Genomic DNA, 12,575 nt, shown 5'->3' with positions numbered 1-12,575 from the left:
ACCCGTCCCCGCCCTGGAGGTCCCGTGCGCGCCCCTCACGTCCACCGTGCCCATCGCCCCCACCGCCCCCGCGTTCTCGCCGCCGCCCTCGCCTTCACCCTCACCGTGCTCGCGCTCGCCGGATGCGCGGGCCAGGACACCGGAGCGCTCAGCACCGAGCACCGCGACATCGAGCCGGTGAAGGGCTGCGGCAGGGGCGCCTGGACCGACCCGGCCGACCTCGCACCCGACCGCGCCCCGGCCCGCTGCGACAAGGGCGCGCCCGCGCCCCGGCGGCTCAAGAAGCAGCGCGAGATCACCATCGCCACCGGCACCCTCAGCGCGGAGTATGTCGCTCCGCTCCAGGTCGCCCTGGAGAAGGGCGAGTTCGCGAAGGAGGGCCTGGACGTCGACCTGAAGGTGCTGCCGACGCCCGAGGCGCTGCCGCTGCTGGCCAAGGGCGAGATCGACGCGCTGTGGGCCGCGCCCGAGGCCGCCGTCGTCAACGGCATCAACGGCGGCTTCGGCATCCGCTGGGTCGCGGGCAACTTCTCCCCCGACCCCTCGTCCAAGAGCGGCCTGTGGGCGCGCGTACGCGAGGGCGAGAGCGCGAAGTCCGTCGAGCTGGCCGGCCGGAAGATCGGCACCATGATCGGCAAGGGGTCGGTGATCGCGTACCCGATGGACAAGATCTTCGCGCAGCACGGCGCCGACATGAACTCCGTCACGTTCCAGCAGCTCGGCTCCGCCGACGTCCTCACCGCCATGACCGGCGGCGGCGTGGACTCCGCCTGGCTGCTCGACCCCGTCTGGCGCAAGGTCGACGGGGACAGCCGCTACGCCTTCCTCGGCGGCCAGCCCGTCGGCGAACCGCTGGGCGGTGCGCTGTACGGGCCGAACCTGCTGCGCGACGACGTGGACGCCGGGGTCGCCCTCCTGCGCGCCTACATCCGCACGGTCAACACCTACTTCGCGGGCGACTACAAGAAGGACCGCGCGTTCGTCGCCGAGCTGGCGAAGCTGCTGAAGCAGGACGTCGACGTGCTGACGTCGGTGCCCTCGCTCCGGATGGACTGGGAGATCCGCAAGGGGACGGCGGCCAGGCTCCAGAAGGCGTACCGGGACGCGGGCGTCACCAAGGGGGCCGCGCTGCCGGAGGAGCGCCTCGTGGACCGCAAGCTGTACGCGGAGGCCGTCGGCCACACGCCGTGACCCCGCCGCTTCGGGGCCGCGCGCCGGGACACGCGTGGGCGCACAAGAACGAGGGCCCGGATCCTTATCGGATCCGGGCCCTCGTCTTCAGTAGCGGGGACAGGATTTGAACCTGCGACCTCTGGGTTATGAGCCCAGCGAGCTACCGAGCTGCTCCACCCCGCGCCGTTGTGTGTCTACTGTAACCCCGGGCCGACGACCAGCGCAAATTCATCTCCGGGGCCTGCCAGGGGCCCGGATCCCGGGCCGCCCGGCGGGCCCTCGCGCGGCGGGCGCGAGGACCCCCGGGGCCTTCCGGAACCGGCTGCGACGGGCTACGCCGTCAGCTCCGTGCCGAGCGCGTCCCGCAGCCGCGCGGCCCGCTCGGCCACCTCGGCCGGGCCCAGCTCGACGGCGCGCGCGCACCAGCGCTGCCCCTCGGCCAGCTCGCCGCGACGCGCGTGGATCAGCGCCAGGCGCAGCGCGGCGCGCCCGTGCCCGCCCTCGGCTGCACGGCGCCACCACAGCGCCGCCTCCGGCTCGCTGCCCTCGCGGGCCAGCAGCAGCCCGAGGTTGAACGCGCCGTGCGCGCTGCCCGCCTCGGCGGCGGCGCGGTACCAGCGCGCCGCGTCGACGACCTCGCCGCGCGCCGCCGCGCACATGCCGAGCCGCACCTGCGCACGGCGGTGGCCGTGCTCGGCGGCCCGCTCGTACCACTCCTCGTACTCGTGACGGCCGCTCGCGGGCCGCCCGAGCGCCACGTCCTCGCGCGGCGTCCTGCGCTCCAGGAGCGCGCCCAGGCGGAAGGCACCCTCGACGCTGCCGCCCCCGGCCGCGCACCGGAGCTGCCGCTCGGCGGCGTGCTCGTCGCCCTCGCGCAGCAGCGCGATGCCCACCTGGAGGGCCGCCTCGGTGTGCCCCGCGGCCGCCGCGCGCTCGTACCAGACGCGGGCCGTACGGTCGTCGCCGCGGCCCACGTACAGGATGCCGAGGTTGAAGGCGGCGTCCACGCTGCCCGCCTCGGCCGCCTTGGAGAACCACGGCTCGGCACCCTCCGCGTCACCGCGCTGGAGCAGCAGCACGGCGAGCGCGTTGGCCGCCTCCCTGTGCCCCGCGTAGGCGGCGCGGCGGTACCACTGCTCGGCCTGGGCCACGCGGCCCTGCGCCGCGCACAGCAGCCCGAGGTTGAAGGCACCGTTGTCGCTGCCCGCCTCCAGCGCCGCGCGGTACCACCGCTCGGCGGCCTGGCGCTCGCCGCGGTCGGCGTGCAGCGCGCCCAGGGCGTTGGCGGCGTTGCCGTCGCCCGCCTCGGCCGCGCGGCGCCACCACACGGCGGCGCTCTCCTCGTCGCCCGCGTCGCGCAGCAGGAAGGCGAGCGCGCACGCGGCGCGGGCCTCGCCGTCCTTGGCGGACGTGAGGTACCAGCGGCCCGCCTCCTTCAGCTCGCCGCGCCGCTCCAGGATGGTGCCCAGGCGCAGTGCCGCCTTGCGGTGGCCGCGGGCAGCCGCCTGCCTGTACCACTGCTCCGCCTCGTGCTCGGCCTTCTCCGCGGCCTCCCTCGTGCCGTTCTCGCCCTCGCCGGTCCGGCCGGACTTACCGGGCTTGCCGTCGCGGGCGCCGTCGCGGGCGCGCGCGCCCTGGGCTGCCACGATTCGCGCGACGCGGTACGCCGCCTCCCTGTGCCCCCTGTCAGCGGCGGCCCTGAACCACTCCTCGGCGCCGTCCTCGCCGCGGTGCTCCAGCAGATCGGCCAGGGCGTAGGCGCCCAGGGTGTGGCCCGACTCGGCGGAGTGGCGCAGCCAGTAGTGCGCGGCGGGTTCGTCGCCGCGTTCGCGGTGGTGCCGTCCCAGTGCGTGCGCCGCTGCCGCGGAGCCCGCTACGGCGGCGATGCGCCACCAGCCCGCGGCCTCGTCCGGGTAGCCGCGCTGATGCAGCAGTACGCCCAGGTTGTTGGCCGCGGCGCGGTCACCGGCGGCGGTCGCGGCACGCAGATGCGGTTCCGCGCCGTCGAGGTCACCGCGGCGCAGCAGTTGTGCCCCGAGGGCGCTGATCGCAGCAGCGTCCTCGGTGTTCCTGTCAGTCCCCGTATGGCTCGTCTCAGTCCTCGGTGGACTGTTGAGCCTCACCTTGTCCCCCATAAGCCCCATCGTCGCACCACCCGCAACCCGCGCACACCTGGTATACCGCCGCCAGTGAGGTCACTTCAGAGGTTTGTCGACTTCCCGACACAGAGACACCTCAAACCGCTCTCACCCGCCGGGTCTTGGGAATCCTCCATCACAACGGCCACGACAACGGCCATCACAACGACGAAGGGCCCGGAGTCCGTTGACTCCGGGCCCTTCGCCCTATCAGTAGCGGGGACAGGATTTGAACCTGCGACCTCTGGGTTATGAGCCCAGCGAGCTACCGAGCTGCTCCACCCCGCGCCGTTGTGTTCACAACCCTACACCACGGCGCGGGGTGCCCCTGACCACGGGGCGGCGGCTCAGTTCTTCTTCTTCGCGTCCTTCTCGGCCTCGGCGGCATCCTGGAGTGCGTCCTCAAGGTCCTTCTGGGCCTTGCCGTACGCCTCCCAGTCGCCCTTCTCCAGGGCCGTCTCGCCCGCCTCGTACGCGTCCTGCGCGTCCTCCAGGGCCTCCCGGACGCTCGGGTCCTCCGCCGCGGGCGGCGAGGTGCCCGTGTCCTGGTCCTGGTCGCCGCTGTCCCCGGTTCTGCCCTCGGTGTCGAAGACCTTGTCGAGCGCCTGGCCGAGGGTGTTCTCGAAGGCGATCTGTTCGCCGTAGGTGACGAGAACCTTCCTCATGCGCGGGTAGTTGGTGCCCGCACCGCGCACGTAGACGGGTTCGACATACAGCAGGCCGCCTTCGAGTGGCACCGTCAGCAGATTGCCGTACTCCACTTCGGAGTCGCCGCGCTTGAGGAGGTTGAGCGACTCGGCGATGCTCGGGTCCGAGTTGAACTTGCTCTGCACCTGGGACGGTCCGGACACCGTGGTGTTCGACGGCAGTTTCAGGAGTCTGATCTTGCCGTACTGGTCGCTTCTGGCATCGGCGTCGATCGCCATGAAGGCGCCCAGCGTCTCGCGGTTGTTCGGGTTGAACGTCGTCGTCAGCGAGAACGTCTGCTTCTTCTGATCCGGCATCTTCATGCTCAGGTAGTACGGCGGAACCGCGTTGCCCTTGTGCGTCGGATCGTCCGGGATCTGCCAGCGCTCACTGCCGCTGTAGAACTGAGACGGCGAGGTCACGTGGTAGCGGGTGAGCAGTTCGCGCTGCACCTTGAACAGGTCCTGCGGGTAGCGCAGGTGGTCCATCAGGTCGTCGCTGATCTGGCTCTTCGCCTTCACCGTGCCCGGGAACGCCTTCATCCAGGTCTTCAGTACCGGGTCCTTCTTGTCCCACTGGTACATCTCGACCTTGCCGGTGTACGCGTCCACCGTGGCCTTGACCGAGTTGCGGATGTAGTTGACCCGGTTCTGCTGGGCCACCACCGCGCGCTGGCCGTCGGTCAGCGAGTCGGCCGTGGTGTCGCCCAGGGTCGTGCGCGAGGAGTACGGGTAGCCGTTGGTCGTCGTGTAGGCGTCGACGATCCACTTGATGCGCCCGTCGACGACGGCCGGGTACGGGTCGCCGTCGATCGTCAGCCAGGGGGCGACCGACTCGACGCGCTCCTTGGGCGTGCGGTTGTAGAGGATGCGGGAGCCCTCGCCGATCGCGCCCGAGTAGAGGATCTGCGGCTCGTTGAAGGCGACGGCGTAGGCGGCACGGTTCACCGGGTTGGCGAGGTTCACGCCGCTCTTGCCGGTGTACGTGTACGTCTTCTCGCCGTTGTCGTCGGCGTAGTCCAGTTCCTTCTGGGGGCCGCCGACGATCGAGTACTGCGAGGTCTTCTCGCCGTAGTAGATGCGCCCCTCGTACTTGCCCATCGAGCCCTTGGGCGGCAGGTCCTGCTCGGTGAAGGCCGGGGCGCCGTCCTTGTCGGTCGTGGTGCCCTTGGCCGCCACCATGCCGTAGCCGTGGGTGTACTTGAAGTGCTCGTTGATCCAGTTCTTCTCCGGGATGCCGTTGGTGTTGATCTCCCGGAGGCCGACGACCGTGTCCTGGTCGTTGCCGTCCTTGTCCTTGTAGCGGTCGACGTCGAGCGTCGCGGGGAACTGGTAGTACCCGCGCACCTGCTGCTTCTGCTGGAAGGTGGGCGAGACGACGTTCGGGTCCAGCAGGCGCATGCTCGCCGTGGTGTCGGCGGCGTCCCGCAGGGTGTCGTTGTCGGCATTGCTGGTGCCGGAGTAGTCCCGTACCTGGGAGTCATCGATGTCGTACGCGTCGCGCGTGGCCTCGATGTTCTTCTTGATGTACGGGCTCTCCTTGGCCTGCTCGTTCGGCGAGACCTGGAACTTCTGCACGATGGCCGGGTAGAGCCCGCCGATCAGGATGGCCGAGAGCACCATCAGGCCGAAGCCGATGACGGGGAGCTGCCAGGTGCGCCGCCAGATGGTGGCGAAGAACAGCACCGCGCAGATGATGGCGATGCAGAAGAGGATGGTCTTCGCCGGGAGGTAGGCGTTGGCGTCGACGTACTTCAGACCCGTCCAGTTGTCCGTGGCCTTGAAGTCACCGGACTTGACGGCCAGTCCGTACCGGTCCAGCCAGTAGGCGACCGCCTTGAGCGCGACGAACACGCCGAGCAGCACGGAGAGGTGCCCCGTGGCCTGCCCCGTCGCACGGGCGCCCGGGGTGGTGATCCGCAGTCCGCCGTAGAGGTAGTGCACCAGCGCGGCGGCCAGCAGCGACAGCACGGCGGCGGCGAAGCCGAAGCTCAGCAGGAAGCGGTAGAAGGGCAGGTCGAACGCGTAGAACGCGACGTCCTTGCCGAACTGGGGGTCCGTCTTGCCGAACGGGACGGCGTTGATCCACATCAGCCAGGTGCGCCACTGCCCGGCCGCCGAGGCGCCGGAGATGAGCCCGACGAGCGCGGTGACGCCCAGCAGCACCCACTTCTTGTACGGCGCGATGCCCATGCGGTAGCGGTCGAGGCTCTGCTGCTCCAGCGACATCGCGCTGAGCGGTGGACGCAGCCGGTGGGCGAGCCAGATGTTGAGTCCGACCGAGCCCGCCATCAGGAGACCGAAGACGGCGAACATGCCGACCTTGGTCCAGAGGGTCTTGGTGAAGACCGAGCTGTAGTCGACCGAGCGATACCAGAGCCAGTCGGTCCAGAACCCGGCAAACATGACGAAGAGCATCGCCAGCACCGCGAGCACGCCCGCTGTCAGCAACAGCGTCCGCGCGCGCCGGGACGGCCGGCCCACTCTGATCCGTGGTCCGGACGGGCCGCCTGAGCCCCGGTCCGGCATCTGGAAAGCCAAGGTGCGCACCTCGAAGATTCGCGATGGATGAACATCAAAAAGCAAGGACGAGCAGAGCCCTGCATCGTAAGGCCCTCTTATGCAACTTACTCAAGCTTTACTCAGTTCCCGTTTCCGGGGTCTGAGGCGGCACGATATGGGCATGAACAACCTCCCTTCCGACGGCACGCCCCTCGCCTCCCATCCGCTGACCCGCGCGGTGCTCGAAATCGACGAATACGCGGCGGGCATGGGCTGGGACCAGCCCGCCCGCCTCTTCGCACTGGTCGACACCGCGAAGCTGCGTACCGAGGAACCCGAACTGGCCGGACAACTCGGCCTTGACGAGAACAACGACGACAACAGCGGAAACGCCGGAAAAGCCGCGTCCCTCACCCCCGTGGAGCAGGACGAGCTGCCGCCCGGCACTCCCCTGGACGAGTTCCTGGCCACCATCGGCTGGCCCGACGCCGTCGCGGGCTGCGCGATGACGGTGGAGCGCCTGATGCTCCCGCCGTCCGCCGAGTCCTCCGTGCCGGAAGAACTCCAGCGCGAGGGGGCCGAGGAGCGGCTCGCCAAGTGGGTCGCCGAGCACCCCGAGCGCCAGGAGGTGCGGATGACGGTGGCGGTGCTGCGTGACGGCTCGCGCGAGTCGGCCGTGCGGCTGCGCGAGAAGGACGCGGCGACGGAGGTGCTGACGGGTGCCGGTCTCGTGCCGGGGCTCGCCGAGGCGCTGGCGGCGACGCTGGAGGACTGAGCCCAGGGCTCCGTACCGCTGCTTGCGTACCGCTTGCTGCCGTACCGCTTGCCTCCGTACCTCTGTACCCGTACCTCGGTACCGGGCTCTGCTCCGGGCCGGGGTACGGGCCCCGGGGTACGGGCCGGGGAGCTGCGGGGTGCGGGGGCTGTCAGTCCGCCTTGCACTGGGGCAGCGCGTCGGTGTCGCCGGAGCGGATCTTCTTGAGCGCGCTCATGGCGTCGTCCATGGTCCGCGTCTTCACGAGGGTGAGCCCGTCGGGCTTGTCCTTGGCGGCCGACGGGCAGTTGCCCGAGGGGGTGAGGAAGAACTCGGCGCCCTTGTCGCGCGCTGCGACGAGCTTCATCTGGATGCCGCCGATCTCGCCGACCTTGCCGTCGTCGTCGATGGTGCCCGTGCCCGCGACGAACTTGCCGCCGGTCAGGTCCTGCGGCGTCAGCTTGTCGACGATGCCGAGCGCGAACATCAGGCCCGCGCTGGGGCCGCCGACGTCCGCGAGCTTGATGTCGATCTCGAACGGGAAGGTGTGCCCGGCCCCGGGCTGGATGCCGACGATGGCGCGGCCGTCGTCCGGCGCCTTCTTCGTGGTGACCGTGACGTTCTTCTCGTCGCTCTTCGAGGGCTGCCGGTTGGCCTTCTCCGCCGCCTTCGCCTTGGCGGCGGGGACCACGGTGAAGCTGACCTTCTCGCCGGGCTCGTGCTTGGTGACCAGCTTCGCGACGCTCTCGGGGTCCTTCACGGTCCTGCCGTCGACCGCCTTGATGGTGTCCCCGGCGTGCAGCGTGCCCTCGGAGGGGCCGTCCTTGACGACGGAGGAGACGAGGACGCGGGACTTCACCGGGATGCCCAGCTCTTCGAGGGCCGCGACCTTGGCGCTCTCCTGGGAGGCGCTGAACTCCTCCGCGTTCTGCTCGTCGACCTCCTGGGCCGACTTGTTGTCCGGATAGAGCGTGGAGTGGGGGACGACCGCGCTGTCGTGGCGCAGCCAGCCGTAGACGGCCTCGACCAGGTTCATGCGGTAGTCGGCGCCGGTGACGCGGACCGTCGTCATGTTGAGGTGGCCCGAGGTGTCGTAGTTCTTGTGATCCTTGATGTTCAGCACGGGCTCACCGCCGTGCTCGCCCAGGGTGTTCACCGTGGGACCGGGTGACATCTCCGCGTACGGGACCTTGATCAGCACTCCGGCGCAGAGCAGCGCTATGAGAAGCAGCGTGGAGGCGAGCATCGTCGCGGTGCGGCGTGGCATGCCACGACAGTACGGGACGGGTCTGTCAGTCAGCCGCTCGGGCCGGTCCGTCCGAGGCGCCCTGTGCCACGCCGGCCACGGCGGGCTCCGGCACCTTCGCGGGGGCCTCCCCCGCGGCTTCCCCCGCGCCTCGTCGCGCGAGCCCGTTCCCGTCCGCTCCCGCTGCTCCGGTGCCCTCGGTCCGCGAGGCGTCCTCCGCGTGTTCCGCGTGCTCCGGCTCCTCGGAACGCGAGCGTTCCATGGCCGCGCGGAAGCGTTCGTAACCCGCCACACCGTCGACGTCGGGCGTCGTACTGCGTCGACGAGCGGCCCAGCTGCCCCATACGCCTGCCGCGATCGCGGCGACGACCGGAATCAGCAACCAGGAGAGTGCCGCCATGGAGACCTCCCGACCCCTCGTTCTTGCCGTACTGAGCCGTGTAACCGGCCGATGAGCAGATTAACCGTCGGAGAGTCAACGGTCCGGGCCGGGGTCGGGTTACGCAACCGGAATATCCCGCTCCGCGCCTGGGAGTTGAGCGGGAACACGGGGCTGCGACGGCGGGTGTGGCGCGGCCAGGGTGCGGCGGGGGCTCTCCGGGCGCGGTCCGGGGCCCGGGGCGGGCCTCTCAGCAGGCGCCGACCCACTCCTCCGTGCCGTCGGCGAAGGTCTGGTGCTTCCAGATCGGGACCTCGTGCTTGAGCGTGTCGATGAGGCTGCGGCAGGCGTCGAACGCCTCGGCCCTGTGCGGGCACGAGACGGCCACGACGACGGCCAGATCCCCCACGGACAGGTCTCCGACGCGGTGGACGGCGGCCAGGGCCCGCACCGGGAAGTCCGCGGCCACCTTCTCCGCGACGCGGCGCAGCTCCGCCTCGGCGGTGGGATGCGAGGAGTAGCCCAGACGGGCGACATCGGTGCCCCCGTCGTGGTTGCGCACCGTACCGACGAAGAGCGCGGTGCCGCCCGCCGCGTCGTCGCCGACCGCCGCGAGGACCTCGTCGACGGAGAGCGGCTCCTCCCTGATGCCCAGCAGCCGGACGGGATCGGCCGCCGCCCGCTCGCCGGGGTGGTCAGGGTGATCGCGCTGCTCGTACGTCTGTGCCATGCCGCTCATGCTGCCGTACGCGCGGGGCTGAGGGAACACCCGACATGGCCGCGCACGGGCACGGCCCCCGGACGGCGCACACGGAGGGCGGACGCGCCCCGGAGCCGCCCCGCCCGGCGGTGGCCTCCGGTCAGAGCCCGCGGCGCTTGCGTGCCCTGCGCACCAGCGCGGCCGTGCCCAGCAGCGCCACGGTGGCGCCTGCCGCGCCCGCGGCCGTCGCGGCCTCCGTGCGGCCCAGGCGGCGCCCGGCGAGCGTGTGGCGCCCCGCGACCTCCTCCAGCAGCTCCGCCAGGACCTCCTCGTTGGTCCAGCGCGGGCGCCAGCCCGCCTCGTGCAGCCGGGAGCCGCTGACCACCCAGGGGTGCATCGTGTACGCGAGGTCACCGGCGGGCGACGGGGTCAGCCCGAGCCGGTGCAGCCTGGAGGCCGCGCCCAGGGCGACGGCCGAGGGCAGCTCCATGCGGCGGATGCCCGTCAGCTCCTCGATCTCCTCCTGCTCCAGCCAGCCGTCGCAGCCGACCGCGATCTCGCCCTCGACCTGCTCGTGCACGGCGTACTCCAGCGCGCTGACCAGGTCCTCCACGTGGCAGAACTGCCAGCAGGGCCGAGAACCCGCGACGACCAGGAGGCGCGGCGACTCGAAGTGCCGGGTCAGCGCCGTGTCCATCCCGGCGCCGACGAGGACGGCAGGGCGCACGACGGTCACGTTGAGCCCGGGGTGTGCGCGGGGCGCCCTGCGCGCCAGCCGCTCGATCTCCAGGAGATCGCCGACGCCGGTGGCCTCGGCGGTGGCCCGCAGCTCGGCGTCCTCGGCGAGCGGGACGTCGTTGTCGGCCAGCGCCCCGTAGACCATCGCCGAGGTACACAGGACGACCCTGCGCACGCCCGCGGCGGCAGCGGCGGTCAGCACGGTCTGGGTGCCACGGACGTTGTACGCCGTACGGGCCGAGGGATCGGTCTCCAGGTCGAGGTCGAGCGCGAGGTGGACCACGACGTCCACGGGCTCGCCGTCGCCGCGCAGGCGGTCCGCGATGGCGGGGTCGCGCACGTCCAGGGTGTGCCACTGGGCCTCGCTGACCTCCCCGCGGCGCTCGTCGAGGCCGATGACCTGCTTGATCCGCTCCGACGCCGCGAGCCGCTCGGTGAGCAGCGCGCCTACCCCCGAAGCGGCGCCCGTGACGGCGACGGTTGGGGTTCGCGCTGCGCGAACGTTGGTCTCGGAGGAACTCACCGGGCGTCTCCAGCGGTTGTTTCTGGTACGAGGTGCGCAGGCTCCATCCTGCCTGACGGGTGTCTAGGCTGGAGGCAGAGCCCATGGATAGATGCGTTCGATGCAGGATCTTCAGTCAGCACACCGTCCGACGAGACAGAGCCGAGGAAACCCGTGAGTGACATCCCATTCGGATTCGGCGTACCTCCCGAGGAGCCCGAGGACGGGGACGAAGGCAAGAAGAAGCGGCAGGGCAAGGGGGACGACGCCGAGGGCGGGCAGCAGGGTTCCCAGGGCGGCACCGGCAGCGGCGGGAGCGGCGGCCAGGGCGGTGGGGACACCCCGCCGCAGAACCCCTTCGGCTTCGGCGGCCTGCCCGGCGGGGGCGGCTCGGACAACCCGCTGGCCGCGATGTTCGGCTCCCTGGGCGGCGGCCAGGGCGGCATGGATCCCAATGACCTGGGCGCGGCCTTCCAGAAGCTGGGCCAGATGCTCTCCTTCGAGGGCGGCCCGGTGAACTGGGACATGGCCAAGGACATCGCCCGCCAGACCGTCGCCGCCGGGGCACAGGACGGCTCCAAGGACGCCAGCGTCGGCCCGAACGAGCGCGCCGCCGTCCAGGAGGCCGTGCGCCTCGCCGATCTGTGGCTGGACGGGGTGACGTCCCTGCCCTCCGGTTCGAGCACCGCCGAGGCGTGGAGCCGCGCCGAGTGGGTGGAGCAGACCCTTCCGGTGTGGAAGGACCTGGTCGATCCGGTGGCCGAGCGCGTCGGCGCCGCCATGGGCGATGTGCTGCCCGAGGAGATGCAGGCCATGGCGGGCCCGCTGCTCGGGATGATGCGCTCCATGGGCGGCGCGATGTTCGGCACCCAGATCGGACAGGCTCTGGGCGTGCTGGCCGGTGAGGTCGTCGGCTCGACGGACGTCGGGCTGCCCCTGGGCCCCGCCGGCAAGGCCGCGCTGCTGCCGGGCAACATGGCGGCCCTGGGCGAGGGCCTGGGCGTGCCCCAGGAGGAGGTGCGGCTGTATCTCGCGCTGCGCGAGGCGGCCCACCAGCGGCTCTTCGTCCATGTGCCGTGGCTGCGCTCGCACCTGTTCGGCGCGGTCGAGGGCTATGCGCGGGGCATCAAGGTGGACACCTCCAAGCTGGAGGATGTCGTCGGCCAGCTCGATCCGCAGCGCCCCGAGGAGCTTCAGGAGGCGTTGCAGCAGGGCATGTTCCAGCCCGAGGACACCCCGGAGCAGAAGGCGGCGCTGGCGCGTCTGGAGACGGCGCTCGCGCTCGTCGAAGGCTGGGTGGACGCGGTCGTGCACGCGGCGGCCGAGCCGCACCTGCCGTCGGCCTCCGCGCTGCGGGAGACGCTGCGGCGCCGTCGCGCCTCCGGTGGTCCCGCCGAGCAGACCTTCGCCACGCTGATCGGCCTGGAGCTGCGGCCCCGCAGGCTGCGGGACGCCTCCCGGCTGTGGGCCTCCCTGGCCGACGCGCGGGGCGCCGAGGGGCGCGACGCGCTCTGGGAGCACCCGGACATGCTGCCGACGGCGGCGGATCTGGACGATCCGGACGGCTTCGTGCACCACGAGCAGCCGGACTTCTCCGAGCTGGACAAGATGCTCGGGGACGCGGCGCAGAGCGCGGAGGGTGCGGCGGGCGCCGAAGGCGCCAAGGGCGACGCCCAGGAGCCCAAGGGCGACGGCGGCACGGACGGCGACAACGGCGACGGCACCACCGGTGACGGCGACGAGAAGAAGTGAGCGGA

Annotated in this window: 9 protein-coding genes and 2 tRNA genes; 3 read left to right on the top strand and 8 right to left on the bottom strand. The window is 71.4% G+C overall.

Translation table 11 applies throughout. The features are described 5' to 3' along the window. Positions 1-24 precede the first annotated feature (24 nt). Positions 25-1,191 carry an ABC transporter substrate-binding protein gene (locus ACWGJ2_RS09185; RefSeq protein WP_453345371.1) on the top strand — a complete coding sequence of 389 codons (1,167 nt, stop codon included), beginning with the start codon at positions 25-27 and terminating at the stop codon, positions 1,189-1,191. Between the two features lie 91 nt (positions 1,192-1,282). Here ACWGJ2_RS09185 and ACWGJ2_RS09180 read toward each other — a convergent pair. The 4 genes from ACWGJ2_RS09180 to ACWGJ2_RS09165 all read right to left on the bottom strand — a co-directional run bounded on the left by ACWGJ2_RS09180 (position 1,283) and on the right by ACWGJ2_RS09165 (position 6,547). After that, a tRNA-Met gene (locus tag ACWGJ2_RS09180) sits at positions 1,283-1,356 on the bottom strand. Between the two features lie 149 nt (positions 1,357-1,505). After that, positions 1,506-3,308, bottom strand: coding sequence for a tetratricopeptide repeat protein (locus ACWGJ2_RS09175; RefSeq protein WP_453345370.1), 1,803 nt, complete (start codon positions 3,306-3,308; stop codon positions 1,506-1,508). 217 nt (positions 3,309-3,525) lie between these two features. Beyond that, positions 3,526-3,599: transfer RNA gene (locus tag ACWGJ2_RS09170), tRNA-Met, on the bottom strand. Between the two features lie 59 nt (positions 3,600-3,658). Continuing rightward, the gene (locus ACWGJ2_RS09165; protein WP_453345369.1) at positions 3,659-6,547 is read right to left on the bottom strand and encodes a UPF0182 family membrane protein; all 2,889 of its coding nucleotides are present in this window, start codon (positions 6,545-6,547) and stop codon (positions 3,659-3,661) included. Between the two features lie 133 nt (positions 6,548-6,680). Between ACWGJ2_RS09165 and ACWGJ2_RS09160 the strand changes: the two genes are divergently transcribed. Beyond that, positions 6,681-7,274, top strand: a complete 594-nt coding sequence (locus ACWGJ2_RS09160; RefSeq protein WP_453345368.1) for a PPA1309 family protein — start codon at positions 6,681-6,683, stop codon at positions 7,272-7,274. 151 nt (positions 7,275-7,425) lie between these two features. On the opposite strand, the gene ACWGJ2_RS09155 is transcribed toward ACWGJ2_RS09160, so the two are convergent. The 4 genes from ACWGJ2_RS09155 to ACWGJ2_RS09140 all read right to left on the bottom strand — a co-directional run bounded on the left by ACWGJ2_RS09155 (position 7,426) and on the right by ACWGJ2_RS09140 (position 10,839). After that, entirely contained in the window at positions 7,426-8,520 is a 1,095-nt protein-coding gene (locus ACWGJ2_RS09155) for a YlbL family protein (protein ID WP_453345367.1), read from the bottom strand. A 25-nt stretch (positions 8,521-8,545) separates the two neighbouring features. Then, on the bottom strand, positions 8,546-8,899 hold the full coding sequence (locus tag ACWGJ2_RS09150; RefSeq protein WP_453345366.1) for a hypothetical protein: 354 nt from the start codon (positions 8,897-8,899) through the stop codon (positions 8,546-8,548). 229 nt (positions 8,900-9,128) lie between these two features. Further along, a complete protein-coding gene (locus ACWGJ2_RS09145) occupies positions 9,129-9,617 on the bottom strand; it encodes a molybdenum cofactor biosynthesis protein MoaE (protein WP_453345365.1) in 489 nt (162 codons plus the stop codon). A gap of 121 nt (positions 9,618-9,738) precedes the next feature. Further along, positions 9,739-10,839: an SDR family oxidoreductase gene (locus ACWGJ2_RS09140; protein ID WP_453345364.1), complete on the bottom strand. Its 1,101-nt coding sequence runs from the start codon at positions 10,837-10,839 to the stop codon at positions 9,739-9,741. A 153-nt stretch (positions 10,840-10,992) separates the two neighbouring features. Here ACWGJ2_RS09140 and ACWGJ2_RS09135 point away from each other — a divergent pair, with 153 nt between their 5' ends. Then, positions 10,993-12,570, top strand: coding sequence for a zinc-dependent metalloprotease (locus tag ACWGJ2_RS09135; RefSeq protein WP_453345363.1), 1,578 nt, complete (start codon positions 10,993-10,995; stop codon positions 12,568-12,570). Positions 12,571-12,575 lie beyond the last annotated feature (5 nt).

The organism is Streptomyces sp. NPDC054796 (assembly GCF_053611545.1).
The sequence above is the reverse complement of the archived record's forward strand: the minus strand, read 5'-3'. Positions and strand labels throughout refer to the sequence as shown.